General features: G+C 64.5%; 24 protein-coding genes, 1 tRNA gene and 1 riboswitch. Of the genes, 18 read left to right on the top strand and 7 right to left on the bottom strand.

The window, feature by feature from the left end; translation table 11 throughout:
- Positions 1 to 6 precede the first annotated feature (6 nt).
- The 5 genes from P6U30_RS16075 to P6U30_RS16095 all read left to right on the top strand — a co-directional run bounded on the left by P6U30_RS16075 (position 7) and on the right by P6U30_RS16095 (position 6870).
- The gene (locus P6U30_RS16075) at positions 7 to 885 is read left to right on the top strand and encodes an SDR family oxidoreductase (protein ID WP_280977406.1); all 879 of its coding nucleotides are present in this window, start codon (positions 7 to 9) and stop codon (positions 883 to 885) included.
- Between the two features lie 128 nt (positions 886 to 1013).
- The gene (locus P6U30_RS16080) at positions 1014 to 1967 is read left to right on the top strand and encodes a dihydrodipicolinate synthase family protein (RefSeq protein ID WP_407169900.1); all 954 of its coding nucleotides are present in this window, start codon (positions 1014 to 1016) and stop codon (positions 1965 to 1967) included.
- Between the two features lie 6 nt (positions 1968 to 1973).
- Positions 1974 to 2774, top strand: a complete 801-nt coding sequence (locus P6U30_RS16085; protein WP_407169901.1) for an NUDIX hydrolase — start codon at positions 1974 to 1976, stop codon at positions 2772 to 2774.
- Positions 2775 to 2983: 209 nt separating this feature from the next.
- On the top strand, positions 2984 to 5665 hold the full coding sequence (locus tag P6U30_RS16090; protein WP_407169902.1) for a PAS domain S-box protein: 2682 nt from the start codon (positions 2984 to 2986) through the stop codon (positions 5663 to 5665).
- Between the two features lie 119 nt (positions 5666 to 5784).
- Positions 5785 to 6870: an SMP-30/gluconolactonase/LRE family protein gene (locus P6U30_RS16095; protein WP_407169903.1), complete on the top strand. Its 1086-nt coding sequence runs from the start codon at positions 5785 to 5787 to the stop codon at positions 6868 to 6870.
- A gap of 23 nt (positions 6871 to 6893) precedes the next feature.
- On the opposite strand, the gene P6U30_RS16100 is transcribed toward P6U30_RS16095, so the two are convergent.
- Positions 6894 to 7244, bottom strand: coding sequence for a GrlR family regulatory protein (locus P6U30_RS16100; RefSeq protein ID WP_407169904.1), 351 nt, complete (start codon positions 7242 to 7244; stop codon positions 6894 to 6896).
- A gap of 238 nt (positions 7245 to 7482) precedes the next feature.
- On the opposite strand from P6U30_RS16100, the gene P6U30_RS16105 reads away from it, so the two are divergent.
- Positions 7483 to 7923 (top strand): hypothetical protein, encoded by a 441-nt coding sequence (locus P6U30_RS16105; protein WP_407169905.1) that lies wholly within the window; start codon positions 7483 to 7485, stop codon positions 7921 to 7923.
- A gap of 43 nt (positions 7924 to 7966) precedes the next feature.
- Here P6U30_RS16105 and P6U30_RS16110 read toward each other — a convergent pair whose 3' ends face one another.
- Positions 7967 to 8350 (bottom strand): VOC family protein, encoded by a 384-nt coding sequence (locus P6U30_RS16110; RefSeq protein ID WP_407169906.1) that lies wholly within the window; start codon positions 8348 to 8350, stop codon positions 7967 to 7969.
- 321 nt (positions 8351 to 8671) lie between these two features.
- Between P6U30_RS16110 and P6U30_RS16115 the strand changes: the two genes are divergently transcribed.
- Both P6U30_RS16115 and P6U30_RS16120 read left to right on the top strand, forming a co-directional pair.
- A complete protein-coding gene (locus tag P6U30_RS16115) occupies positions 8672 to 9310 on the top strand; it encodes a hypothetical protein (RefSeq protein ID WP_407169907.1) in 639 nt (212 codons plus the stop codon).
- Between the two features lie 223 nt (positions 9311 to 9533).
- Positions 9534 to 10046: a hypothetical protein gene (locus P6U30_RS16120; RefSeq protein ID WP_407169908.1), complete on the top strand. Its 513-nt coding sequence runs from the start codon at positions 9534 to 9536 to the stop codon at positions 10044 to 10046.
- 102 nt (positions 10047 to 10148) lie between these two features.
- On the opposite strand, the gene P6U30_RS16125 is transcribed toward P6U30_RS16120, so the two are convergent.
- Entirely contained in the window at positions 10149 to 10553 is a 405-nt protein-coding gene (locus P6U30_RS16125) for a hypothetical protein (RefSeq protein ID WP_407169909.1), read from the bottom strand.
- Positions 10554 to 10799: 246 nt separating this feature from the next.
- A riboswitch (ZMP/ZTP riboswitch) is annotated at positions 10800 to 10879 on the top strand.
- Positions 10880 to 10894: 15 nt separating this feature from the next.
- On the opposite strand from P6U30_RS16125, the gene P6U30_RS16130 reads away from it, so the two are divergent.
- The 7 genes from P6U30_RS16130 to fabA all read left to right on the top strand — a co-directional run bounded on the left by P6U30_RS16130 (position 10895) and on the right by fabA (position 15188).
- Positions 10895 to 11758: a bifunctional 5,10-methylenetetrahydrofolate dehydrogenase/5,10-methenyltetrahydrofolate cyclohydrolase gene (locus tag P6U30_RS16130; RefSeq protein WP_407169910.1), complete on the top strand. Its 864-nt coding sequence runs from the start codon at positions 10895 to 10897 to the stop codon at positions 11756 to 11758.
- Positions 11759 to 11875: 117 nt separating this feature from the next.
- Positions 11876 to 12355 carry a MaoC/PaaZ C-terminal domain-containing protein gene (locus P6U30_RS16135; RefSeq protein WP_407169911.1) on the top strand — a complete coding sequence of 160 codons (480 nt, stop codon included), beginning with the start codon at positions 11876 to 11878 and terminating at the stop codon, positions 12353 to 12355.
- 198 nt (positions 12356 to 12553) lie between these two features.
- Positions 12554 to 12847 (top strand): hypothetical protein, encoded by a 294-nt coding sequence (locus P6U30_RS16140; RefSeq protein WP_407152003.1) that lies wholly within the window; start codon positions 12554 to 12556, stop codon positions 12845 to 12847.
- A 201-nt stretch (positions 12848 to 13048) separates the two neighbouring features.
- Entirely contained in the window at positions 13049 to 13426 is a 378-nt protein-coding gene (locus tag P6U30_RS16145; protein WP_407169912.1) for a hypothetical protein, read from the top strand.
- A 117-nt stretch (positions 13427 to 13543) separates the two neighbouring features.
- Positions 13544 to 13945 (top strand): ACT domain-containing protein, encoded by a 402-nt coding sequence (locus P6U30_RS16150; RefSeq protein WP_407169913.1) that lies wholly within the window; start codon positions 13544 to 13546, stop codon positions 13943 to 13945.
- A gap of 70 nt (positions 13946 to 14015) precedes the next feature.
- Entirely contained in the window at positions 14016 to 14621 is a 606-nt protein-coding gene (locus tag P6U30_RS16155) for a TetR/AcrR family transcriptional regulator (protein ID WP_407169914.1), read from the top strand.
- Between the two features lie 36 nt (positions 14622 to 14657).
- On the top strand, positions 14658 to 15188 hold the full coding sequence (fabA, locus tag P6U30_RS16160) for a bifunctional 3-hydroxydecanoyl-ACP dehydratase/trans-2-decenoyl-ACP isomerase (RefSeq protein WP_407169915.1): 531 nt from the start codon (positions 14658 to 14660) through the stop codon (positions 15186 to 15188).
- On the opposite strand, the gene P6U30_RS16165 is transcribed toward fabA, so the two are convergent.
- Positions 15185 to 15316: a hypothetical protein gene (locus tag P6U30_RS16165; protein WP_407169916.1), complete on the bottom strand. Its 132-nt coding sequence runs from the start codon at positions 15314 to 15316 to the stop codon at positions 15185 to 15187. The two genes, fabA and P6U30_RS16165, sit on opposite strands and share 4 nt — an antisense overlap.
- A gap of 342 nt (positions 15317 to 15658) precedes the next feature.
- Here P6U30_RS16165 and P6U30_RS16170 point away from each other — a divergent pair, with 342 nt between their 5' ends.
- The gene (locus tag P6U30_RS16170) at positions 15659 to 16477 is read left to right on the top strand and encodes a pentapeptide repeat-containing protein (protein ID WP_407169917.1); all 819 of its coding nucleotides are present in this window, start codon (positions 15659 to 15661) and stop codon (positions 16475 to 16477) included.
- Between the two features lie 377 nt (positions 16478 to 16854).
- On the top strand, positions 16855 to 17115 hold the full coding sequence (locus P6U30_RS16175; protein WP_407169918.1) for a hypothetical protein: 261 nt from the start codon (positions 16855 to 16857) through the stop codon (positions 17113 to 17115).
- Positions 17116 to 17170: 55 nt separating this feature from the next.
- Here the strand turns inward: P6U30_RS16175 and P6U30_RS16180 are convergent.
- Both P6U30_RS16180 and P6U30_RS16185 read right to left on the bottom strand, forming a co-directional pair.
- A tRNA-Arg gene (locus tag P6U30_RS16180) sits at positions 17171 to 17247 on the bottom strand.
- Positions 17248 to 17344: 97 nt separating this feature from the next.
- A complete protein-coding gene (locus tag P6U30_RS16185) occupies positions 17345 to 17623 on the bottom strand; it encodes a hypothetical protein (RefSeq protein WP_407169919.1) in 279 nt (92 codons plus the stop codon).
- Positions 17624 to 17854: 231 nt separating this feature from the next.
- On the opposite strand from P6U30_RS16185, the gene P6U30_RS16190 reads away from it, so the two are divergent.
- On the top strand, positions 17855 to 18298 hold the full coding sequence (locus P6U30_RS16190; RefSeq protein ID WP_407169920.1) for a hypothetical protein: 444 nt from the start codon (positions 17855 to 17857) through the stop codon (positions 18296 to 18298).
- Between the two features lie 18 nt (positions 18299 to 18316).
- On the opposite strand, the gene P6U30_RS16195 is transcribed toward P6U30_RS16190, so the two are convergent.
- On the bottom strand, positions 18317 to 20581 hold the full coding sequence (locus P6U30_RS16195) for a cation:proton antiporter (RefSeq protein WP_407169921.1): 2265 nt from the start codon (positions 20579 to 20581) through the stop codon (positions 18317 to 18319).
- Positions 20582 to 20630 lie beyond the last annotated feature (49 nt).

Here is a 20630-nt window from a genome sequence, read left to right on the forward strand (position 1 = left end):
ACAACCATGGGATTGCTCGACGGCAAGGTGGCGCTGATCACGGGCGCCGGCGGCGGATTAGGTGAAGCCTACGCGAAGCTGTTCGCGCGCGAAGGTGCGGCGGTGGTGGTGAACGACCTCGGCGGCCCGCGCGACGGCTCGGGCTCCGACAAGTCGATGGCGCAGAAGGTGGTCGACGCGATCAAGGCCGAGGGCGGCCGCGCGGTCGCCAACGGCGCCGACATCTCGACCATGGCCGGCGGCCAGTCGGTGTTCGACGACGCCATCAAGAATTTCGGCCGCGCTGACATCCTGGTCAACAACGCCGGCATCCTGCTCGACGAGACCTTCCACAAGGCCAAGGAAGCGAACTGGGACAAGGTGATGAAGGTGCACCTGAAGGGCACCTTCTGCTGCACCCAGCCGGTGTTCAAATGGATGCGCGACAATGGCGGCGGCGTCATCGTCAACACGTCGTCCACCTCTGGCCTGATCGGCAATTTCGGTCAGACCAACTACGGCGCCGCCAAGGGCGGTATCTGGGGCCTCTCCAACGTGCTGGCAATCGAGGGCCGCAAGTACAACATCCGGATCTGGACGCTGGCGCCGGGCGCCCTGACCCGCATGACCGCAGACCTGCCCCGCTACAAGGAGAACCCTGGCGCGGCGCTCGGTCCGGACGGCATTGCGCCGGCGGTGCTGTACATGGTCAGCGACTTGTCAGGCGATCAGACCGGCAAGGTGCTCGGCGTCTCGGGCCCGCGCGGCGTCCGCGAGATGCGGATGATGGAAATGGAGGGCTGGAAGCCGCCCTTTACCGGCTGGAAAGCCGAGGACATCGTCACCCATGCCAAGGAGATCTTCTTCTCCGAAGAGCAGATCAAGATGGGCGCGCGGCGGTTTTAGGTGCTACACGTCGTTCCGGGGCGATGCGCCAGCATCGAACCCCAATGCGCAATTGCGCGTTGTGGAACCTTGAGATTCCGGGTTCTCGCTTTGCGAGGCCGGAATGACGACAGATGATAGAGGCATCCATGAAGCTCACCGCCCAGGCCGCAGGAACCTTTGCGATCGCGCCGACCCCGTTCCACGATGACGGCCGCATCGACGAGACATCGATCGACCGGCTGACCGATTTCTACAGCGAGGTCGGCTGCGACGGCGTCACGGTGCTCGGCATCCTGGGCGAGGCGCCGAAGCTCGACGCCGCAGAGGCACAGCAGGTCGCGCTGCGCTTTGTGAAGCGCGCCAAGAAGCTGCAGGTGATCGTCGGCGTCTCCGCGCCGGGCTTTGCCTCGATGCGGTCGCTGGCGAAGGCCTCGATGGATGCGGGCGCCGCTGGCGTCATGATCGCGCCGCCGCCGAACCTGCGCACCGATGACCAGATCATCACCTATTTTAAGCAGGCGCAGGACGCGATCGGCGACGACATTCCCTGGGTGCTGCAGGACTATCCGCTGACGCTGACAGTCGTGTTCACGCCCGCGGTGATCCGCAAGATCGTGATGGATAGCCCGTCCTGCGTGATGCTCAAGCACGAGGACTGGCCGGGCCTGGAGAAGATCTCGACGCTGCGCAACTTCCAGAAGGACGGCTCGCTGCGGCCGCTGTCGATCCTGGTCGGCAACGGCGGCCTGTTCCTCGATTTCGAGATGGAGCGCGGCGCCGACGGCGCGATGACCGGCTATGCCTTTCCGGAGCTTCTGATTGACGTCGTCAAGCTCTCCAAGGCCGGCAAGCGCGATGCGGCGCACGACCTGTTCGATGCGCATCTGCCGCTGATCCGTTACGAGCAGCAGCCCGGCGTCGGCCTGACCGTGCGCAAATACGTACTGCAGAAGCGCGGCATCATCGCCTCGAGCGCCCAGCGCAAGCCGGGTGCGGTGATCACGCCGCAGGCGAGGGCGGAAGTCGATTATCTGTTGTCGCGTGTCGCCCGCGTGGACCGCCGCGCCAACCTGCAACCCCAATCCAGCGCAGCGGGCTAGCCCTTCATGACCGAAATCGTCGCTCCGCGCCTTGCATCGACTGTGTTGCTCCTGCGGGACGCTGTACCGTTCCGCGGGATCGAAATCTTCATGATGGTCCGCCATCACCAGATCGAGTTCAACTCGGGTGCGTTGGTGTTTCCGGGCGGCAGCGTCGACCGGAACGACAAGGAGATCGCGGCGAATCCTGCGCTCTATTCCGGTGGCGCGGGGCTCGATCCCGATGCGCTCGGTTTCCGCATCGCCGGGATCCGCGAGACCTTCGAGGAAAGCGGCATCCTGCTGGCGCGGCCGAAAGGCGCGAAGGAGCTGGTCGGTGCGAAGCGGGCGAGCGAGATCGCGCTGGCCCATCGCGCTGACCTGAACGAGGGCAAGATCACCTTCCAGACCATCCTGGCCGACAACGGTCTGGTGCTGGCGCTCGATGCGCTCGTGCCCTATGCCCACTGGATCACACCGGAGGGCATGCCGAAGCGCTTCGACACCTGGTTCTTCCTCGCCGCCGCTCCTCCGGAGCAACTCGGCGCCCATGACGGCAAGGAATCGACCGACTCGATCTGGGTGTCGCCGCGCGAGGCGCTGGAGGGCGGCGAGACCGGCCGCTTCAAGCTGCCGTTCCCGACCACCCGCAACCTGATCCGGCTCGGCAAGCAGACCAGCGTCCAGGGCGCGCTCGCCGATGCCGAGGGCATGGCGATCGTCACGGTGATGCCCGTGATGACCAAAACCGCCACCGGCCGCCAGCTCCGCATCCCCAAGGAAGCGGGCTATGACGGCGAGGTCTTCGAGGTCGGCGCGACGGGGTAGTTCCGTCGTCCCCGCAGGCTCACACTTCGGCCCATGCCGAAGGGTCGTCGCAGGCCTGTGCGGGTGCCGGATTGAGCCAAAGTGCTTCGCCAGCGTGACGCAAATCACCTTCGGTCACGCGGCCGGCTTGTTGATCGGCCGTCGTCCTGTTCCCCAAAGCACGTAATTTCCCTTATATTGCGGCCGGACTGGACCCCGGCCCCGATGACATGACAGCAGAACTGCCGCCGAATTCGCAAGCGCCGCGAGCGTTCTCGCTGTCGATTGGCCAGCTCACGTTCGGCAGCTTCCTGCTGGTGCTGGCTGTGATCATCATCACATCCACCGCGAGCGTGGTCGCGATCCGTCACATCGACGCGACCTTTGCCGAGCTGCAGCGGCTGCAAAGCGTCGGCGACATCGCCGAGGATATCGATCGGCGCATGAACGAGCTGCGGCTGGCGGCGCGGGACTTCGTCACCGAACCGGGCAGCCAGTCGGCGCAGGTCGCGGGCGCGGCGCAATCGCTGAGCGAGATCCTGAAGAAGACCCGCATCGAGCTCGCCCCCGAGCAGCAGGACATGATCGACGGCGTCACCCAGCGGCTTGCGACCTATCGCAGCGGCATCGAGCGCATCTCGGCGCTGCTCAGCAGCCGCGCCGAGCTGATCGCCGCGCTGCCGCCGCTGCGTGACGCCTTCGACAAGGCGATCGCGGCGAGCTCGGATCCGATGACGGCGGCCGAGCTGTCGCAAATCCAGAGCCGTATCGGCACCGCGCTGCTTGCGCACAATACGTCGGCGGCCGAGCAGGGCGCGCGGAGCATGCGCGCGATGACCATTGCCGATCCGGCGCTGCGGGCCGCCGTCGACAAATATGCCGAGGCGGTTGGCGCGATCTCGGTGCGCGAGGGCCAGATCGCCGACATCGACAGGGAGGTGCTCGGCGAAGAGGGGCGGCTGATCCAGCGCGTCACCGAGCTGCTACGTGAGCTCAGCGCGCGGCGCGGGCACGTGCTGTCGCGGGATTTCGCGCGCACGCTGGCGGAGGCGAAATGGCAAAGCATCGTGCTCGGTACGGCGGGCGTCTTGATCGGCCTGTTTGCGGCGGTGCTCGTGGTTCGCCGCACCGTGCGGCCGCTGGCCAGGATCGCTGGTTCGATCCGCAAGGTCGCAGGAGGCGAGAAGAGCGCGTTCATCCCGGGCGCCGATCTCGACAACGAGATCGGCGATATCGCGCGCGCCGCCGAAGTGTTCCGCCAGACATTGGTCGACGCGGATAGCGCCCGCGAGGCCGCGTTGCGTGCTCTTGCCGAGCAGCGGCTCGCCGAGGAGAGCTACCGCAAGCTGTTCGAGGCCTCGGTCGACGGCATCTACGTGACGACGCCGGGCGGCACGCTGCTCAACGCCAATCCGGCGCTGGCGCGGATGATGGGCTACGCCACGCCGCAGGACCTGATCGACGGCATCGACGATATCGCCTCTGCCGTCTATGTGGATCGGGCGGCCCGCGCGCGATTTCAAGAGCTGATGCAGCGCCACGGCATGGTGCGCGACTACGAGTACCAGGTGCGCTCCCGCGACGGCACCGTGCTGTGGCTGTCGGACTCGGCGACCGCCGTACACAACGAGGCCGGCGAGGTGATCCGCTATGAAGGCACGGTACGCGACATCACCGACCAGAAGCGCGCCGAGGACGCGATCGCCGAAGGCCGGCGCCTGCTGCAGATGGTCATCGACACCGTGCCCGCGGTCATCAACGTCAAGGACCGCAATCTGCGCTACGTGATGATGAACCGCTACATGGCCGGCATCTTCGGCATCGAGCCGCAGGACGCGATCGGCCAGACCACCGCCGAGCTGATGTCGCGCTATGGCGCCGCCAAGACCGACGAGAACGACAAGCGCGTGCTGTCGGCGCGCCGCGAGCTCGGCTTCTACGAGGAGGAGTACGAGGATTCCGCGGGCAACATGCGGCAATGGCTGGTCAACAAGCTGCCGATCCTGGGGGCGCAGGGTGAGATCGAGAACATCGTCACGGTCGCGCTCGATATCGGCGAACGTAAGCGCTCCGAGCAGGAGATGCGCAAGGCGAAGGATTCCGCCGAAGCCGCGCTGCGCAATCTGCGCGAGACCCAGAACTCGCTGATCGAGGCCGAGAAGCTTGCGGCGCTCGGGCGGTTGGTGGCCGGCGTCGCACACGAGGTCAACAATCCCGTCGGCATCAGCCTGACGGTGGCGTCCGCGCTCGAACGCAAGACCGCGAATTTCGCCGGTCAGGTCGAGCGTGGCGATCTGCGCCGTTCCAGCCTCAACGATTTCCTGGAAACGGCCCGCGACGCCTCGTCGCAGCTCGTCGCGAATCTCAACCGCGCTGCGGAGCTGATCCAGTCGTTCAAGCAGGTTGCCGCGGATCGCAACTATTCGGATCAGCGCAGCTTCGATCTCGGCGATCTCACCGAGCAGGTGGTGATGAGCCTGCGGCCCGGCCTGCGCAAGCACAATCTGACGCTCAACGTCGATTGCGAGCCGAACCTGATCATGAACTCCTATCCCGGACCGTATGGCCAGGTGTTGACCAATCTGTTCCTCAACTCGGTCGCGCATGCGTTTCCGGATGGCCGGGCCGGAGAGGTCGACATCCAGGTGCGCGCATTGGGCAAGGATCATGTCGAGGTGATCTTCGCCGACGATGGCTGCGGCATGAGCCTCGACGTGCGCCGCCGCGCCTTCGATCCCTTCTTCACGACCCGGCGCGATCAGGGCGGCACTGGGCTAGGCCTGCATATCGTCTACAGCATCGTCACCACGCGCCTGGGTGGACGGCTGCATCTCGATTCAGAACCCGGACAGGGCACGCGCATCCAGATCATCCTGCCCCGCGTCGCGCCGCTGGAGCAGGCGGCGGAGTAGATCGATATTTGATTAGTATCGATCGATGCCGGAAGGGAATTGGACGGTTGCTGACAACGCCCGTACCGCTCCCTCAATCGACCTTCGATCAGTGGGCGATCGCAGCAGGGAGGCACGACATGATCTCACGTCGCAACGTGATGGCCGGCATCGGCGCCGGTGTGGCAAGCGCGGTGGCTGGCCCAGCGATGGCGCAGTCGTTCCCGTTCAAGCCCAATCAGCGCTATCCGGATCCGGCCGTCGAAATCCTCGATCCGAGCTTTGCGAAATACCGGCTCTACAGCAGCACGCTGGAGCAGGTCGCCACCGGCATGCGTTGGGCGGAGGGGCCAGCCTATTTCCCCGAGGGCGGCTATCTGCTGTTCAGCGACATTCCCAACAATCGCATCATGAAATTCAGCGAGAAGGACGGCAGCCTCAGCGTCTTCCGCAGCCCCGCCAATTTTGCCAACGGCAACACCCGCGACCGCCAGGGCCGGCTGGTCACCTGCGAGCATTCCGTGACGCGGCGGGTCACGCGCACCGAGAAGAACGGCAAGATCACCGTGCTCGCCGACAGCTTCGAGGGCAAGCGCCTCAACGCGCCCAACGATATCGTGGTGAAGTCGGACGATACGATCTGGTTCACCGATCCGGTGTTCGGCATCGCCGGCGAGTGGGAGGGCTTCAAGACCAAGCCCGAACAGGCCAACACCAACGTGTTCCGCATCGGCACCGACGGCAAGCTGACGGCGGTCATCACCGACCTCGTCAATCCCAATGGGCTCGCGTTCTCGCCGGACGAGAAGAAGCTCTACGTCGTCGAATGGAAGGGCACGCCGAACCGCAGCATCTGGAGCTACGACGTCAATGCGGACGGCACGGTCGGCAACAAGTCCAAGCTGATCGACGCCGCCGATCAGGGTTCGCTGGACGGCTTCCGGGTCGATCGCGACGGCAATCTCTGGTGCGGATGGGGAAGCAACGGAACGCTGCAGTCCGAGCCGACCGACGTCAACGGCCGCAAGATCTATCAGCTCAAGGGAAAGCCCGAGGACCTCGACGGCGTGATGGTGTTCAGCCCCCAGGGCAAACCGCTCGCCTTCATTCGCCTGCCTGAGCGTTGCGAGAACCTGACGTTCGGTGGCCCCAAGAACAACCGCCTCTACATGGCGGCCTGTCACTCGATCTACGCCCTCTACCTCGAGGCGCACGGCGCGACCTGAGGCGTCGGCCGACTGTACTCGGCCTAATTGATATCCGTGAGCCTGTGCAGCGTCGCGCTGAAGATCAGGCTGGCCTTGCCGACCAGCGCGGTTCCGCTCATGGTCGCGCGCGTGTCGGTGAAGGTGCCGGAGACGCCGATGCCGACCGGGGCGGGGCCTCCGAACAGCGGGTTGTCGGTGTCACGCGGCGTGGTATGGCGCTGCACTAGGACCTCGCCCCTGAATATGTCGCCTTTCACCGTGTAGGTACCGGTGTAGTAGAGATAGGCGTCGCCGCCAAAAATCTGGCCGTCCCGGAAAAGAATCACGCCGCTACCCTTGCCGACGCGCCCGTCCAGCAGGGTGACGTGGATTGAGTACAGCCCGTTCTTCATGACGTCCCGCTTTGCCGGCCGCCGCGCCCACGGAAGCCGGTCGGTTTTTTATGCCAAAGCGCGCAACCTCGCGCAACGCGGCAGGTTAATTATGGGGTGGCCTGCGTTGGCGTGAACCCTCGGTTCCTGCCAGTCGGTGTGACAGCGCCATGACAGCGGACCGTACGCGTGAATCGAACTGGCCCGCGAAATGCATGGCTCTGATTGCACTGGCCGGTAGTGCTGGAGCAAGAGACATATGACAGATTGGATTGAAGCCGGCGGCCCTTCGGCGCGCTCATGCGAGGTCTCTGGAAGTTCGGTCCGTCATCCGGCGGTCCGTGTGACGGCGTCACTTTGCCTTGGTCTTGTGGCGCTCCTGTCGGTGGCGACTGTGCACGTCGCGCAAGCGCGGGATCCCGATGGCCGCTATGCCAATTCGCCCCTCAAGCAGTGGTTTGATGGTTTGCGCAGCGGCAAGGGGCCGTGCTGTTCGGATGCCGATGGCACGGCAGTCAGCGACGTCGATTGGGAGTCCAAGAACGGACACTACCGCGTCCGCCTCGATAACCAATGGATCGATGTGCCGGACGATGCGGTGATCACCGAGCCCAACCGCGCCGGTCGCGCCATGGTCTGGCCGATCCGCAGCTACATGGGCATTACGATCCGCTGCTTCATGCCCGGCAGCATGACGTAGCGGACTTGGCGCCAGGCTTCATCCGAAGCGCGTGACAGTCGGCTCACGCGTATTTCTTGTCGCGCTCGAGCAGTTCGATCGAGATGCCCTGCGGGCCGCGGATGAAGCAGATGCGCACGCCTGGACGGATCGTAGTCGGCTCTTTCGTGAATTCGACGCCCTTGGCCTTGAGCTCGTTGGCGACCGCGTCGATGTCCTTCACTGTCAGCCCGAAATGATCGAGTCCCTGATAGGGCGTCACCGGTGGAGCGTTGACGCCGTCTCCCGGGGTCACCTCAGCGATGAAGACCTTGGCGCCGCCAAGCTGAACGTCGATGCGGCCCGGTCCGCGGATAATCTCGCCACCGAGGATGTCGCGAAGCCAAATGGCGGTCGCCTCGGGATCTGGACTGCGCAGGTGGATGTGGTCCCAGGTCACGGTCGGCATTGCGATCTCCTTGCTGGTTCTTGCGCCGCTTGTGCAGGCGTTGTTTCGCAGCGCAAATCTAGAGCACGATTGCGAAAAGTGCGAAGCCGTTTTTCCGAAAAGATCGTGCTCGAACAAGGAGCTAAAGCGTGACGACGGCTCAATCCAAGCGTGCTTGCGGCCTGTCGTCGGCCATTCCATCCCGCGCGCCCGCCGCAATCTCGCCGTCCCCGAATGAAACTATTTCGGAGCTCGGCAATTGTCTCGGCAGTGGCGCCCTTTGGCGGCCGTCCCAGAGGCCAGGGCGCCTCCTGGCGTGGCCAGCGGGGTGAGGGCACGACGATGCGGATCGGTTTGGCGTCGTTTCGCAAGGCGGGCGCTGAACATTTCGATGAACTAAGCCTTTGGGCCAGCTTGGCGCTAGCGGTGATCGTCGTCGCCGGGATCGCCGCATGGCTTATGCTCCCGGAGCCGAGCGACGCCGGTGACGATGACAGGTCTTCTTCCTCCATCACCCTCCCAGCCCAAAACGCTTCCAATGCAGTGCAGTCAGGCCGGACGCAGTTGGCGGCGGTCCCATCTCCGTCGGTCGCGGCCGCACCGTCCGACGAACCGGCTACCGTCGGTGTCGTCGCGGCCCCGCAAGCAGCACAAGATGAGAAGGTGCCAGGACCGACGTCCGATAAGTCACCGCTCGACAGGCTGCGGATCGCATCGCAGTCCTTTCAGCGAGGCGGGCTTGGCTCAAAGGCACTCGTCACCCTGACGCTGCGCAATGCCAACGATTTCGCGGTGAAGGATGTCGAGATCGCCTGCGCCTTCGTCCGCCGTGACGGCAGTCCCCTGACCGAGCGCACGCGCGTCATTCCCGGCGCCATCGCCAGGAAGAGCCGGAAGACCTACACCCACATGCTGATTGGGTTCGTGAACATCAACGCAAGCAAGGCGAAGTGTTCTCTGGTGACCGCGAGCCGCCTGTAGCCAGATCCTCATCCCGAAAAAGTGACCACCCCGGGTGAACCGTCGGGGACGATCAGGAACTAACTATAAGCTTGCCCGTTTCCACCACGGTCCGGCAACGTGGATGGCGATTTTCCCAGGTGGTCATGCGCAATGGATGAAATCGGCGGGCGATGAGATGTGTCGTCGTGCCAAGGCGATATGAACCGCGCCTGATACGCGCGGGGGAGCTGTCAAAATGCCAATGGCGCGTTACTTCCTTTTTGTCGGCGGGGTTCTGCTTGCGCTGTTGTTCGTTGTAAACGCGATCTTGCCGCAAGAGGACGTTGCTGCGTCCAACGGCTTGTCGTCGCCGGATTTCGACAAGACCGTTGTTCGCATCAGGTCAACCCAGAAGTTGCCGGAGCGGGTGGTTTATGACACCAACCTGCCCACTATTGTTCCGCCGCAGGTGAACGCGGTCGCCGCTGCCATTCCGCCCGCTAAGGACATGACGACGGCGCATTCGCGCGTTCGCGACACCTTTGCCCAGTTGGGATCTGCGGAAGGCAAGAAGGGTCAGGAGGCGAAGCCGGCTGAGCAGCAGGCGCAGGCCCAGTCGCACGCGTCGAGGAAGCGTCGTGTCGCCCGAGCCCGCCTGCCGAGCCAGTTCCAGCAACCACGCATGGCGCCGCCGGGCATGTTCCAGCCGTTCCGGATGGCCCAGCAGCAGCCGCGCGGTTTCTTTGGCGGTTTCGGCGGCTTCGGCACCTGGTAACGTAGCCGCAACCAGAGCTGTGCCGCCGGGCAATGGCGGCGCTTCGCTTGATCCATCAAGCTTGCGCTTCGCCCATCGCCGCCTGCGCGGCGGTGAATGCGGTTAACGGGGCAGCTTCGGGATCTTGTCGGCGAAGCCGTTGTAGCAAGTCAGCCGCTCGTCCTCTTCCTTCACGAAGCGACAGTCGTTCACGCCTTTGGCCGGGGTCGCCTTCGGCTTCGGCTGCGGCTTGAAGATCTCATCGTAGCAGTTCAGCCGCTCCTTGGTGCCGTCGTCGACATCCTGGCAGGCCTGCAGCTTCTGCGCGACCGATTGCGGTTTGCCGGCGGCAGCCTTCTCGCCCTTCTTGGCGGCCTGCTTCTTGCCGATCTGGACCAGCGGCTTGTCGCCGACCATCGGCGGTTGCGAGGCGGCTGGCTTGGCCTCATTGGGCGGCGGCGCGGTGGTACCCTGGGCAAGCGCGGCAGCGGGGTACAGGAGCGCCAGCGCGAGGATGATCTGCTTCATGTTGAAAACGTCCGAAATGGCGTGGTGACCAGAGGAAGACGCCCGGGATCGGAAAAACCGGGTGTGCCGTGACTATCGCAAGTTCCGCTCAAATCCTACCCCCGACTTGGGTCCACGCCATGGCGTCCACCGGGAATCCGGGCCGGCGGCCGAGCCCACCCTCGGCCGCGAGCCGGGCGCCGCGGCTTTCCACGGCTTGCGAAGGCCTGCCGCCATTGCCTTTGCCGGACCGGCCGACTATAAACCGGCCATCTGCGCGACTGGCGCTTGGATGGATGACCATCGGGGAGCGCAGAGGCTGAACGCCGCGCGCCTGGGCACCGCTTCGAAACGGAGGTGCCATGACGGCGAACATTCTTGATGGGCACGCGCATGCCCGCATTGTCATCGACAGCATAACAGACGAGCTTGAGCGGTTGCCCCGGGTGCCGGGGCTCGCCGTTGTCCTGGTCGGCGACGACCCGGCCAGCCACATCTACGTCCAGAGCAAGATCAGGATGGCCGAGCGGCTTGGCTTGCGCGGCGAGGTCGAATTCCTGCCACACGATGCCGGCGAGGCCGAGCTGCTCGTGCGGATCGAGATGCTCAACGCGCGCGACGATATCGACGGCATTCTGGTTCAATTGCCCTTGCCGGCGCATATCGACAGCCTGCGGGTCATGGCCGCGGTCGATCCCTCAAAGGATGTCGACGGCCTGCACGCCCTGAATGCCGGCCGCCTGTTCCATGGTGACGACGCACTGGTGCCCTGCACACCGCTTGGCTGCCTGAGGCTGATCAAGTCGATCCAGAGCGATCTCACGGGCTGCCATGCCGTGGTGATCGGAAGCTCCAACATCGTCGGCAAGCCGATGGCGGCGCTGCTGCTGAAGGAGCACGCAACCGTGACGCAGACGCATATCCACACCCGCGGCATCAGCAACATCTGCCGCCAGGCCGACATCCTGGTGAGCGCGGTGGGGAAGGCCGGGCTGGTCCGCGGCGACTGGATCAAGCCGCACGCCATCGTGATCGATGTCGGCACCACGCGGGTGGAAAAGCCGGAGGGCGGCTATGAGGTGCGCGGCGACGTGACCTTCGATGAAGCGGTGCAGGTCGCCGGCGCCATCACACCGGTGCCGCGCGGCGTCGGTCCGATGACGATCGCCTGCCTGATGGAGAACACCGTCAAGGCCGCAAAGGCGAGAGCGGCGCGGCTGCAATAGCGTTGCCGCAAAGTGCGGCGCGCGATCCACCTCGCGCGCCGGCGACTCATGACCTCTCGGGTAATGGAAAGCCGTCGGCTTTGCTCTATCGTCGTGGCCAAAACGAGGAGCTCTGCAATGCTGTACGCGGAAGATCTCACCGAGGGCCAGATATTTCAGCTCGGCACCTACACGATCGATGAGGCCGAGATACTGGAGTTCGCCCGGAAGTACGATCCGGTGCCGATCCACGCCGACCCTACAGCGGCCGCGGCAGGCCCGTTCGGCGGCCTGATTGCGAGCGGCTTCAACACCATCGCGATCTATCAACGCCTCGTCGTCGAGGCGATCTGGACCAAGGTCGCCGGCATCGTCGGACGGAGCCTCGAGATTCGGTTGCCTCGCCCGGTTCGTTCAGGAGCCACACTCACCGGTCAATCGCAAATCCAGAAGATCACGATCAGACCGGAGCGGCACGACGCCGTCGTGATCTTCAAGACAGAACTGGTCGACGACGAGCGCCGCCCGGTTCTCGTCCTGGTGCTTGATGCACTCATTCACCTCCGACCGGCCGAGAGCCCGCCCGCGCACCCCAAACCGTCGGCGTCGGCAAGCTAGATCGCGCCGCAGCCACTCGCCAGCCCTGGCATTGCGGGCAGCTCGGGCTTCGAGGAACCTGTGGGTCAGACGTAGTCAATAGGTCGCGCGCGGGAACATTTCGATGCGGGATCGGTTCGTAACTCCGGGCCTCTGAGGAAAGAGGGTGAAAAGGGGGAAATCCAGCCAAGGCCGAAGCCAAGAAAAGAGGAGCAGCGCATGAAGCTGAGTTCCACGCAGGTGAAACAAACGATGACGCAACTCGATGCCCAGGTGCTTCCCGAGGATCACCCGGCCGTCGCACAACTGAACAGCGTGTTCGGCGATCACACGTTCTTCGTCGACAGGAGTGGTCTCAAGGTTCTCGAGCCCGCCGAGGCGCCCGATATGCAGGGACAGACCGGTGAAGTCGTGAGCCTCGCCGATTGGAGCGATCCGGAGCTCACAAGTCTTCGGCCGCACGAACCGGAACCGACCGGCGTGCTGATCACTCTCGAGCCTAGCAAGCACTGACTGCCGCATCAGATGGCGCCGCGACCGGTTGCATAAGCGCGCCGTTCGCGGGCCGATGCAGCGGCCCGTCGTCAATTCGACGTCTCCATTGCCGTTAGTGCCGATCGTCACATCAAGAGATGGCGAAAGTCACATGGCAAATCAGCCGTGCCTGCGTATGCATCGATTCCAGATGCAGCGTATCCAGGCGAAGAGGGGCAAATGGGGAGCGTGCGGCGCTGGACCTCTGATGAGGACGAAAAGCTCAGGGAGCTCGCCAAGGCCGGCAGGAATGCTCTTGAGATCAGCAACGAGCTGACCCGCAGCCCTTCAGCCGTGCGCCGCCGCGCGGAAGTTCTGTCTGTTCTTATCGTCGCGAAAGCCTACCGGGCGCGCCCGTCGCATGTCGCGACGCATCTCGAACGCGTGGCGATCGACGCGATCCGGAATCGCCGCCCATTTCCCGCCGGCGTCGGCCCGAGCACCATCGCAGGTATGATCGAAAAGGGATGGATCGTCGCGGAGGGAGCTGCGGGACGCAAATACCGCGTCACCGACGACGGCGAGGAGGCGGTGCGCCGCAAGATCCCGAGCAACTGAGACTTTTCGGAGAGTGTCGGGCCGCAGCACGTCCGCGCGAGGACGCCTCTGTCGCCATTGTGGCGTCGGCATCGTTGGCGGATAGAATGGCGCAATCTCTTAAAAAGGGAATGCGCAGTGGCCGGCGAACGCAATCTCGAGACCTTGTTGCGGGATATGAAGCCCGAAATGCAGGACGGCATCTTCGTGTTTTGCACGATTGCCGCCGACGCGGATATGCCCGTCGGCATCAGGCCGGTGCTGACATTTCGCGAATCGGAAGCAACGACCCTGGTGATGCGGAAAGACGAGGCCGAACGCGCCGGGCTGCACCATCAATTCGCCTCGCGCCTTCTGACCTTGACAGTGCACTCCTCGCTTGAGGCCGTCGGCTTTCTCGCCGCGGTGTCGGGTCGCCTCGCGGAGGCCGGCATCAGCGTCAATGCGGTGTCGGCGGTCTATCACGACCACCTGTTCGTGCCCGAGCATCGGGCCGATGAAGCGCTCGCGCTTCTGCAGGGCATGACCGGCCGGGACTGACTCCCGTCCTTGACATCTCCTCAGAGATTTGTTGAATTGAATTCAGTTTAACGTGCAGACAGGAGAATTCGTGGCCGGCGTGGGGACGCGAGAGAAGCTGATCCGCGCGGCTGAGGAGGAGCTGGTACGGGGGCACGGACACCTGGAGATGCAAGCCGTCGCGAAGCGGGCGCGCGTCTCGGTCGGGCTCGCCTATCATCACTTCGGCTCGAAAGCCGGTTTGATCGCCGCCGTGGTCGAAGACTTCTACCGCTGCCTCGATGAGGCGGCGTTCAGCGGCGCAAGGCTGCCCGCGGAAAGCTGGACGGAGCGGGAGCGGGCGCGGATCGGCGCCTATATCGCATTTCACTACGCCCACCCGTTTGCGCCTCTGGTCATCGGGACGCTCAGCCGCGCGCCCGAAGTCGTCGATGTCGAGGCCGCCTTCACCACCAAGCAGCTTGCGGCGGGGGCGTTCATGCTGGAGGCGGCGCAGCGCGACGGGATCGTGCCCCGCGACATCGATCCGCACCTCACCATCTCGCTGATGATCGGAGGCATCCGCCAGGCACTGATTGGCAGCCTGACGCGCCAGCCGCGGCCCGATCCGGGAAAACTGACCGACGACATCTGGGCCTTCATCGCCGCCGCGCTGCGCCTGACCGCGGAGGCCGACGCTCCGGGCCGGGACGCCTGACGTCCGGCAGCCGACAACCTCACGAAAGGTCTTGTGTTGCCTAACCCACACGATTTCCACGCGCCCCAAACGTCCTACACCAAGGAAGATCTGCTCAGATCGAGCGCGGGCGGCTATTTCGGCCCGGGTAACGCGCAGTTGCCGGCGCCGCCGATGCTGATGATCGATCGCATCACCGAGATCAGCCTGGACGGCGGCGAGTTCGGCAAAGGCCGCATCGTCGGCGAGTTGGACGTCACGCCGGGCCTCTGGTTCTTCGACTGCCACTTTGCCGATGATCCGGTGATGCCGGGATGTCTCGGGCTCGACGCCATGTGGCAGATGATCGGTTACTGGCTGGGATGGTCGGGCTCGCCGGGCAGGGGCCGGGCGCTTGGCGTCGGCGAGGTGAAGTTCAGGGGGCACATCACGCCCGACGTCAGCCGTGTACGCTACGAGGTCGACATGCACCAGGTCAGGCGGGGCCGGCTGGTGCTCGGCATTGCCGACGGCCGCGTGCTCGCCGACGATATGTGCGTTTACGTAGCCAGGGACATGAGGGTTGGGCTGATCACGTCAGCGGCCTAGCGCTGGGCGATCGCCAGATGATGCAAAACAGCTTTGTGGGCTGGCGCGGGTCCGATCGTGGCCCACACCGCCGCCGCGATCGCGAGAGCCGCCAGGAGGGCGCCGCGCAGCGGATGGTCGTTCTTCATGCCGGGCCCAGTCAGATCACGTGCTCGAGTTTCCGCATCTCTTGCAGGCGAGCCAAGCAATACTCTCGATATAGCGCGTTGATGAAATCCCACATGACCCGATTCCCATTTGGTGCAATCACGGTAAACTGGCCCGGATTTGTTTCAGGCCGATTTCGCGGGGCCGGGAAAATGGTTTCGTCCGGTACTGGTGGAGCGGGCGCGCCACAGCTTGCCCCGGACGGTCACGGCATTGCCAGGAGCGTGGTCCGGTTTCATACTCCCGCACCATCCGGCGCGACGCTGCGACAAGTGCAAAATGCGGGCGACAACGCCGGATGATCGGAGAGCGGAGGGACGGCGATGCTGTTTCGTCTCGCATTTGTCCTTGTGTCGATGGCGGCGCTGCTGGGTGATCCCATCGATGCCACGGCGCAGGGCATGCTCAGCAACGTCGACCTCAACAGTCCCGAAATGTCGACGGCGGAGATGACGCGCGCCGAGGTCGAGGCGCTGCTCAAGGCGGTGCCTCAGGACGGCGCGGGCCGGTCCTCCGCAGATTTGCAGGGCAAGCGGCTGTCCCATCTCGATCTCTCGGGGCTCGACTTCTCCGGCAGCAATCTTCGCCTCGTCAAGCTCAACGGGGCCAGCCTGAAGGGTGCACACTTCGATCGTGCCAATCTCAACCAGGCCTGGCTGATCGACGCGGACCTGACCGGGGCGTCGCTTGCAAACGCGTCGCTGCTCGGCACCCAGATGCAACGCGCGAAGCTTGGCGGCGCCGATTTGAACGGCGCTCGCATCACCGCGGATCTCTCCGGTGCAAGCTTGATCGGGGCCAAGCTCAGCGGCGCCGATTTGAGCGCAGACATGCGCAACCAATCGATGGGCCTGATGCGCGGCGTGCTGAAATCTGCGGACCTCGCTGGCGCGGATCTGAGCGGTGCCAATCTCTCGCGTGTCGATCTCGAATTCGCACAGCTCCAGAACGCCAATCTGGCGAATTGCAATCTCGGCCACGCCGACCTTGCGGGAGCCGATTTGTCCGACGCCAATCTCGCAGGTGCTGATCTGACTGAGACCGATCTCGCCTCGGCCCTGTTGCCGGGCGAAGCCGCGCTGAAAAAGGCCAGCAATCTGGATAAGGCCTTGAACCTGAGCCTGGCGCGGCGCCACCCCTGAGGATCGCCACTGTGCGGCAAGGTTTGGCCGGTCGCTCCATGCCAACGCGGTCGGTTCCATTGCCGCGATTGCATCATAATTAATGCACAACCTAACCACTCATGCGTGTTGCTGTTCCCGCAAAACAGCTTCAGGCTGAGCATTCCTCGGCGGCCGGCGGCGCGCGCCATCGGACGCTGGCCTCGCGTGTGTCCGCCGTCATCGCCGGAGAAACTCGCTGGCCTGTACCTCGTGATCGCGACCGAGGCTCGGCAAGCGTCAACCCCACGTCAGTGGAATTGAGAGCCCGCGCTTGCCAAGGGCTCGAAGCGGCGTCCTGGCATCATTCCCGCCGGGGCGCGCTCGTTTCAAAAAAGAAAAAGAAGGAGACCGCAGCGATGACAGAGCCGACCAACAAAGAAGTCGCTGACCTCGCTCGCAAGCTGATCAAGCTCATTCTGCGCGAGCACCCCGTGACCGACCCGCGCGTGACGACCGTGATGATGGTGAGAGCGTTGATCGCCGTAATCATGACGGTGGGCGAGATAGCCGGTATCTCGTCACAGGCGATCGCCATGGAGTTTGAATTTGCCGCGCACAATCTTCGTGACGGCAAGGTGCTGCACATCGGCCCCGGAGCGGATGCAAAGCGTCGATAGCCGCGTGCCCAAGTACGAGAGGAGCAGGTTTGGAGTGCCCGGTTTTGCACCGAAATGGCGCGCTCGGAGAGATTCGAACTCCCGACCCTCGGAATCGAAATCCGATGCTCTATCCAGCTGAGCTACGAGCGCGTTGAGGTCGCTTAGCAGACCTGAGCCGAAACGGCCAGCGATGGCTGGCGGCATTTTCGGGCGATCTGCCGGCAGGGTTGCGTGATGCGAACGGACCTCACTCGCAGGGGTGCCGGCGGTGGTCCTGGCCGATATAGGCGGCCGCGCTCTGATAGCACTTGTTGCTGGAGGGGCCGTCGTAATAGGCGAAGCGGCCGGGCGTCAGGCCGGGGCCGTAATTGTGCAGATAGCTGATGTGGTAGGGCAGGCCCCGATGGACGTGGTGTCGGTAATGGTGATGCCGATGGTGCGGGTAGATCGAGAGGTCGGCCGCGACCGCCGGGGCGACCGCAAGGACGGCGATGGCCGTGGCTGCGAAAAGCTTCAGTCGGGTCATTGGCGGCCTCCTGACATCGCGTGGGAAACGGCATTTTCGGCCGATCTGCCATCTATTTAACTCGGAATCAGGCGAAAAGCTGCAGGGAATCGGTCACATCGCGCCAAATTTCGCCGCTTTGCGCATGCTTAACGGATTGCCAACACAGTCCGGCCAGAGTCTTGCGATCAGGTCCGGCTGTGGGCCGACCTTCCGCCGATATCCTTTGGGCACTTCGGTTTCGAACATTCGATGCGCATCACGCCCTTTGCCCTGCTGTTCCTCGTTCTGGCAGCCGCGCCTGCGCGGGCCGATCTGCACATCACCCGCGATCACGGCGGCTATGTCGAGGAATACAAGGCCAAGTACAAGCGCGTCCGCGAGCGCGGTGAGCGGGTCATCATCGACGGCATCTGCAACTCGGCGTGCACGCTGGTGTTCGGCATCGTGCCGATGAACAAGATCTGCGTCACGCCGCGGGCGAGCCTCGGCTTCCACCAGGCCTATTACGACAAGGCCTTCACCTTCGGCATCAAGGTCACCAGCCTCGAGGGCACGTCGGACCTGATGTCCTATTACCCCACCTCGGTGAAGGACTGGATCCGCCGCAACGGCGGGCTCACCACCGAGATGAAGAAGATCAAGAACGGGCCAGAACTCTGGAAGATCGTCGATCCCTGTCCGGACGATTGGTAGGGGCATAAGCGATCCGGGCTAATCCTTCTGCCTGACCTCGCCATCCGACACCAGCAGCACCGACGCCTTGGACTTGTCGAGCACGGCCGCGGCGACGCTGCCGAAATTCAGGCTGTCGCCCCGGATGCGGTCGACGCCGATGATGACGAGATCGGCGTCGGCAGCCGCGATCTCCTGCAGGATCGCCACCTCAGGCGCCGCGTTGGCACGCAAGGTCGTGGCGACCCGGACATCGTAGCGCGCGGCGGTCGCCGCGATGTCCTTCAGGATCGCTTCCTCGCGTGCCAGTGACATGCTGGCGCCGGTGCGGCGCGCCCCCTTGTCGCGCGTGGTCGAGACATAGACGATCTGCAAGGGCTCCGTGCCGAGCCGCGCCAGCGCAATCGCCACGTCGGCGCCGCGGCGCGAGACGTTGCTGCCGGATACAGGCACCAGGATTTTGCGGGCGTTGGTGGCCGGCTCCTTGCGGTGGATGCCCTTCGCAGCCGCGATCGCGAGCGGGCCTTCGAAGCCGGAAGTCAGATCGTCGATCCGCTTGGCGAACCCGCCGTCGCGGCCGATGACCTTGTCCATGCCGACCACGAGCAGGTCGAAACCCTTCCTGGCCTCCTCGGCAATCGCCTCCGCCGCGATCTTCTCCGGTGCGCGGGTGAGGACATCGACATCGCCGCCGCCGTCAGGTTCGGCCTCGGCGCTCGCCCTGGCCGCGTTGATGACCGCTGTCTCTGGGCTTTCGTCCTTGTTGCGCTTCTTCTCCTGCCTGCTGGCGCGCGTGCCGACATGCAGCACTGTGATCGGCAGGCCGCGTCCGCCGGCGAGGAGACCTGCGAGCTGCGCTGCGAACTTGGCGTTGATGCTCTCGTCGACCGCGAGCAGCAGCCGCTCGAGATTGGCGACGAAGCCGCGCTGCTCATACTCCTCGCGCTCCAGGCGTTCCTTCTCGTCCTTGCCGAGCGGAAGCCGGGCCAGCGCGCCGCGCAGCATCGGTGGCATCGCCATCGTGGTCAGGATCGCCATGGTCACGATCATCGAGAACATGGTCTGGCTGAGCACGCCCATCGAGAGGCCGATGGTTGCGATGATCACCTCGGTTGAGCCGCGCGCGTTCATGCCGCTCGCCAGTGCATAGGATTCCTTCCACGTCAGCCCGCCGAAGGCACCACCGACGAAGGCGCCGCCGAACTTGCCGATGCTGGCGATCAGCACCAGCGCCGCAGTCAACAGCAGCAGCGACGGATCCTTCAGCACGGTCAGATCAGCGCTCAGCCCCGCGAGGCCGAAGAAGATCGGCATGAACAGGCTCGAGATCAGTCCGCGCAATCGTTCGTCGATCTGCCGGGTGAGGATCGGGGATTCTCCGACCAAGACGCCGGCGACGAAGGCGCCGAGCACGGTGTGGACGCCGATCAGATGCGTGATCATCGCCATCGCGCACATGAGCAATAGGATGACGGTGATGACCGCCGCCGAGCTCATCAGATTGTCGTTGGCCCAGCGGATCAAGCGGAACACCAGCCGCCGGCCGATCGTGAAGCTGACCGCGAGGAAGGCGAGCGTGCCGAACAGCGCCTTCGCGACCGACAGCAGATCGAGGCTGCCCCGCGAGGCCAGGCTGAAGATCATGGCGATGATGATCCAGCCGATCGTGTCGTCGATGATCGCGGATGCGACGATGATCTGACCGACATTGCGCCGCATGAAATTCATCTCGCGCACCACGACGGCGACGATCTTCACCGACGAGATCGAGAGCGCCGTGCCGAGGAACAGCGAGGCGATCAGCCGTGCTTCGGGATGTGGCAGCAGGCTCTGCGGCAGCGCCTGGCCGAGCGCAAAGCCGCAGACGAACGGCACCGCAATGCCCGCGATCGAAATCGTCATGGCGGCGCGACCGACCCGGCGCACCAGCTTGAGGTCGGTCTCCATCCCGGTCAGCAGCAACAAGAGCAAGATACCGAACTGCGCGATGCCGTCGATCAGGGCCTTCTGCTCGCCGGATGACGGAAAGATCGCAGCCTGCGCCGACGGCCACACCCAACCGAACAGGGACGGGCCGAGCAGCAGGCCGGCCAGCAGCTCACCGATCACGGAGGGCTGGCCGATCCGCTGCATCAATTCGCCGAGCCCGCGCCCGATCGCGATCAGCAGTGCGACCTGAACCAGCAGAGTGAATTCCGACGTGTGCCTCGCCTGACCGCCCTCGGCGTCGGCGGCCGTCACCGTCGCCAGCAGGAAGACTGCCGCCCAGATCGCCGGTTGAAGCCGCCCCCAACGGATCAGCATCCTGTCTCCGATCGCCTGATTTGCGTTCTGCGGGCCGCTCGGCCCGCAT

The sequence above is a fragment of the Bradyrhizobium sp. ORS 111 genome, assembly GCF_045571485.1.
Taxonomy (GTDB): Bacteria; Pseudomonadota; Alphaproteobacteria; order Rhizobiales; family Xanthobacteraceae; genus Bradyrhizobium.

Excerpts from the sequence above, each read along its gene's own strand:
- P6U30_RS16080 (WP_407169900.1), top strand. The coding sequence starts at position 1,014 with ATGAAGCTCACCGCCCAGGCCGCAGGAACCTTTGCGATCGCGCCGACC.
- P6U30_RS16075 (WP_280977406.1), top strand. The coding sequence starts at position 7 with ATGGGATTGCTCGACGGCAAGGTGGCGCTGATCACGGGCGCCGGCGGC.
- P6U30_RS16185 (WP_407169919.1), bottom strand. The coding sequence starts at position 17,623 with ATGACCCGACTGAAGCTTTTCGCAGCCACGGCCATCGCCGTCCTTGCG.
- P6U30_RS16190 (WP_407169920.1), top strand. The coding sequence starts at position 17,855 with ATGCGCATCACGCCCTTTGCCCTGCTGTTCCTCGTTCTGGCAGCCGCG.
- P6U30_RS16090 (WP_407169902.1), top strand. The coding sequence starts at position 2,984 with ATGACAGCAGAACTGCCGCCGAATTCGCAAGCGCCGCGAGCGTTCTCG.
- P6U30_RS16140 (WP_407152003.1), top strand. The coding sequence starts at position 12,554 with ATGAAGCTGAGTTCCACGCAGGTGAAACAAACGATGACGCAACTCGAT.
- P6U30_RS16165 (WP_407169916.1), bottom strand. The coding sequence starts at position 15,316 with ATGAAGAACGACCATCCGCTGCGCGGCGCCCTCCTGGCGGCTCTCGCG.
- P6U30_RS16130 (WP_407169910.1), top strand. The coding sequence starts at position 10,895 with ATGACGGCGAACATTCTTGATGGGCACGCGCATGCCCGCATTGTCATC.
- P6U30_RS16175 (WP_407169918.1), top strand. The coding sequence starts at position 16,855 with ATGACAGAGCCGACCAACAAAGAAGTCGCTGACCTCGCTCGCAAGCTG.
- P6U30_RS16120 (WP_407169908.1), top strand. The coding sequence starts at position 9,534 with ATGGCGCGTTACTTCCTTTTTGTCGGCGGGGTTCTGCTTGCGCTGTTG.
- P6U30_RS16145 (WP_407169912.1), top strand. The coding sequence starts at position 13,049 with ATGGGGAGCGTGCGGCGCTGGACCTCTGATGAGGACGAAAAGCTCAGG.
- P6U30_RS16135 (WP_407169911.1), top strand. The coding sequence starts at position 11,876 with ATGCTGTACGCGGAAGATCTCACCGAGGGCCAGATATTTCAGCTCGGC.
- P6U30_RS16110 (WP_407169906.1), bottom strand. The coding sequence starts at position 8,350 with ATGCCGACCGTGACCTGGGACCACATCCACCTGCGCAGTCCAGATCCC.
- P6U30_RS16095 (WP_407169903.1), top strand. The coding sequence starts at position 5,785 with ATGATCTCACGTCGCAACGTGATGGCCGGCATCGGCGCCGGTGTGGCA.
- P6U30_RS16105 (WP_407169905.1), top strand. The coding sequence starts at position 7,483 with ATGACAGATTGGATTGAAGCCGGCGGCCCTTCGGCGCGCTCATGCGAG.
- P6U30_RS16125 (WP_407169909.1), bottom strand. The coding sequence starts at position 10,553 with ATGAAGCAGATCATCCTCGCGCTGGCGCTCCTGTACCCCGCTGCCGCG.
- P6U30_RS16195 (WP_407169921.1), bottom strand. The coding sequence starts at position 20,581 with ATGCTGATCCGTTGGGGGCGGCTTCAACCGGCGATCTGGGCGGCAGTC.
- P6U30_RS16100 (WP_407169904.1), bottom strand. The coding sequence starts at position 7,244 with ATGAAGAACGGGCTGTACTCAATCCACGTCACCCTGCTGGACGGGCGC.
- P6U30_RS16115 (WP_407169907.1), top strand. The coding sequence starts at position 8,672 with ATGCGGATCGGTTTGGCGTCGTTTCGCAAGGCGGGCGCTGAACATTTC.
- P6U30_RS16085 (WP_407169901.1), top strand. The coding sequence starts at position 1,974 with ATGACCGAAATCGTCGCTCCGCGCCTTGCATCGACTGTGTTGCTCCTG.
- P6U30_RS16170 (WP_407169917.1), top strand. The coding sequence starts at position 15,659 with ATGCTGTTTCGTCTCGCATTTGTCCTTGTGTCGATGGCGGCGCTGCTG.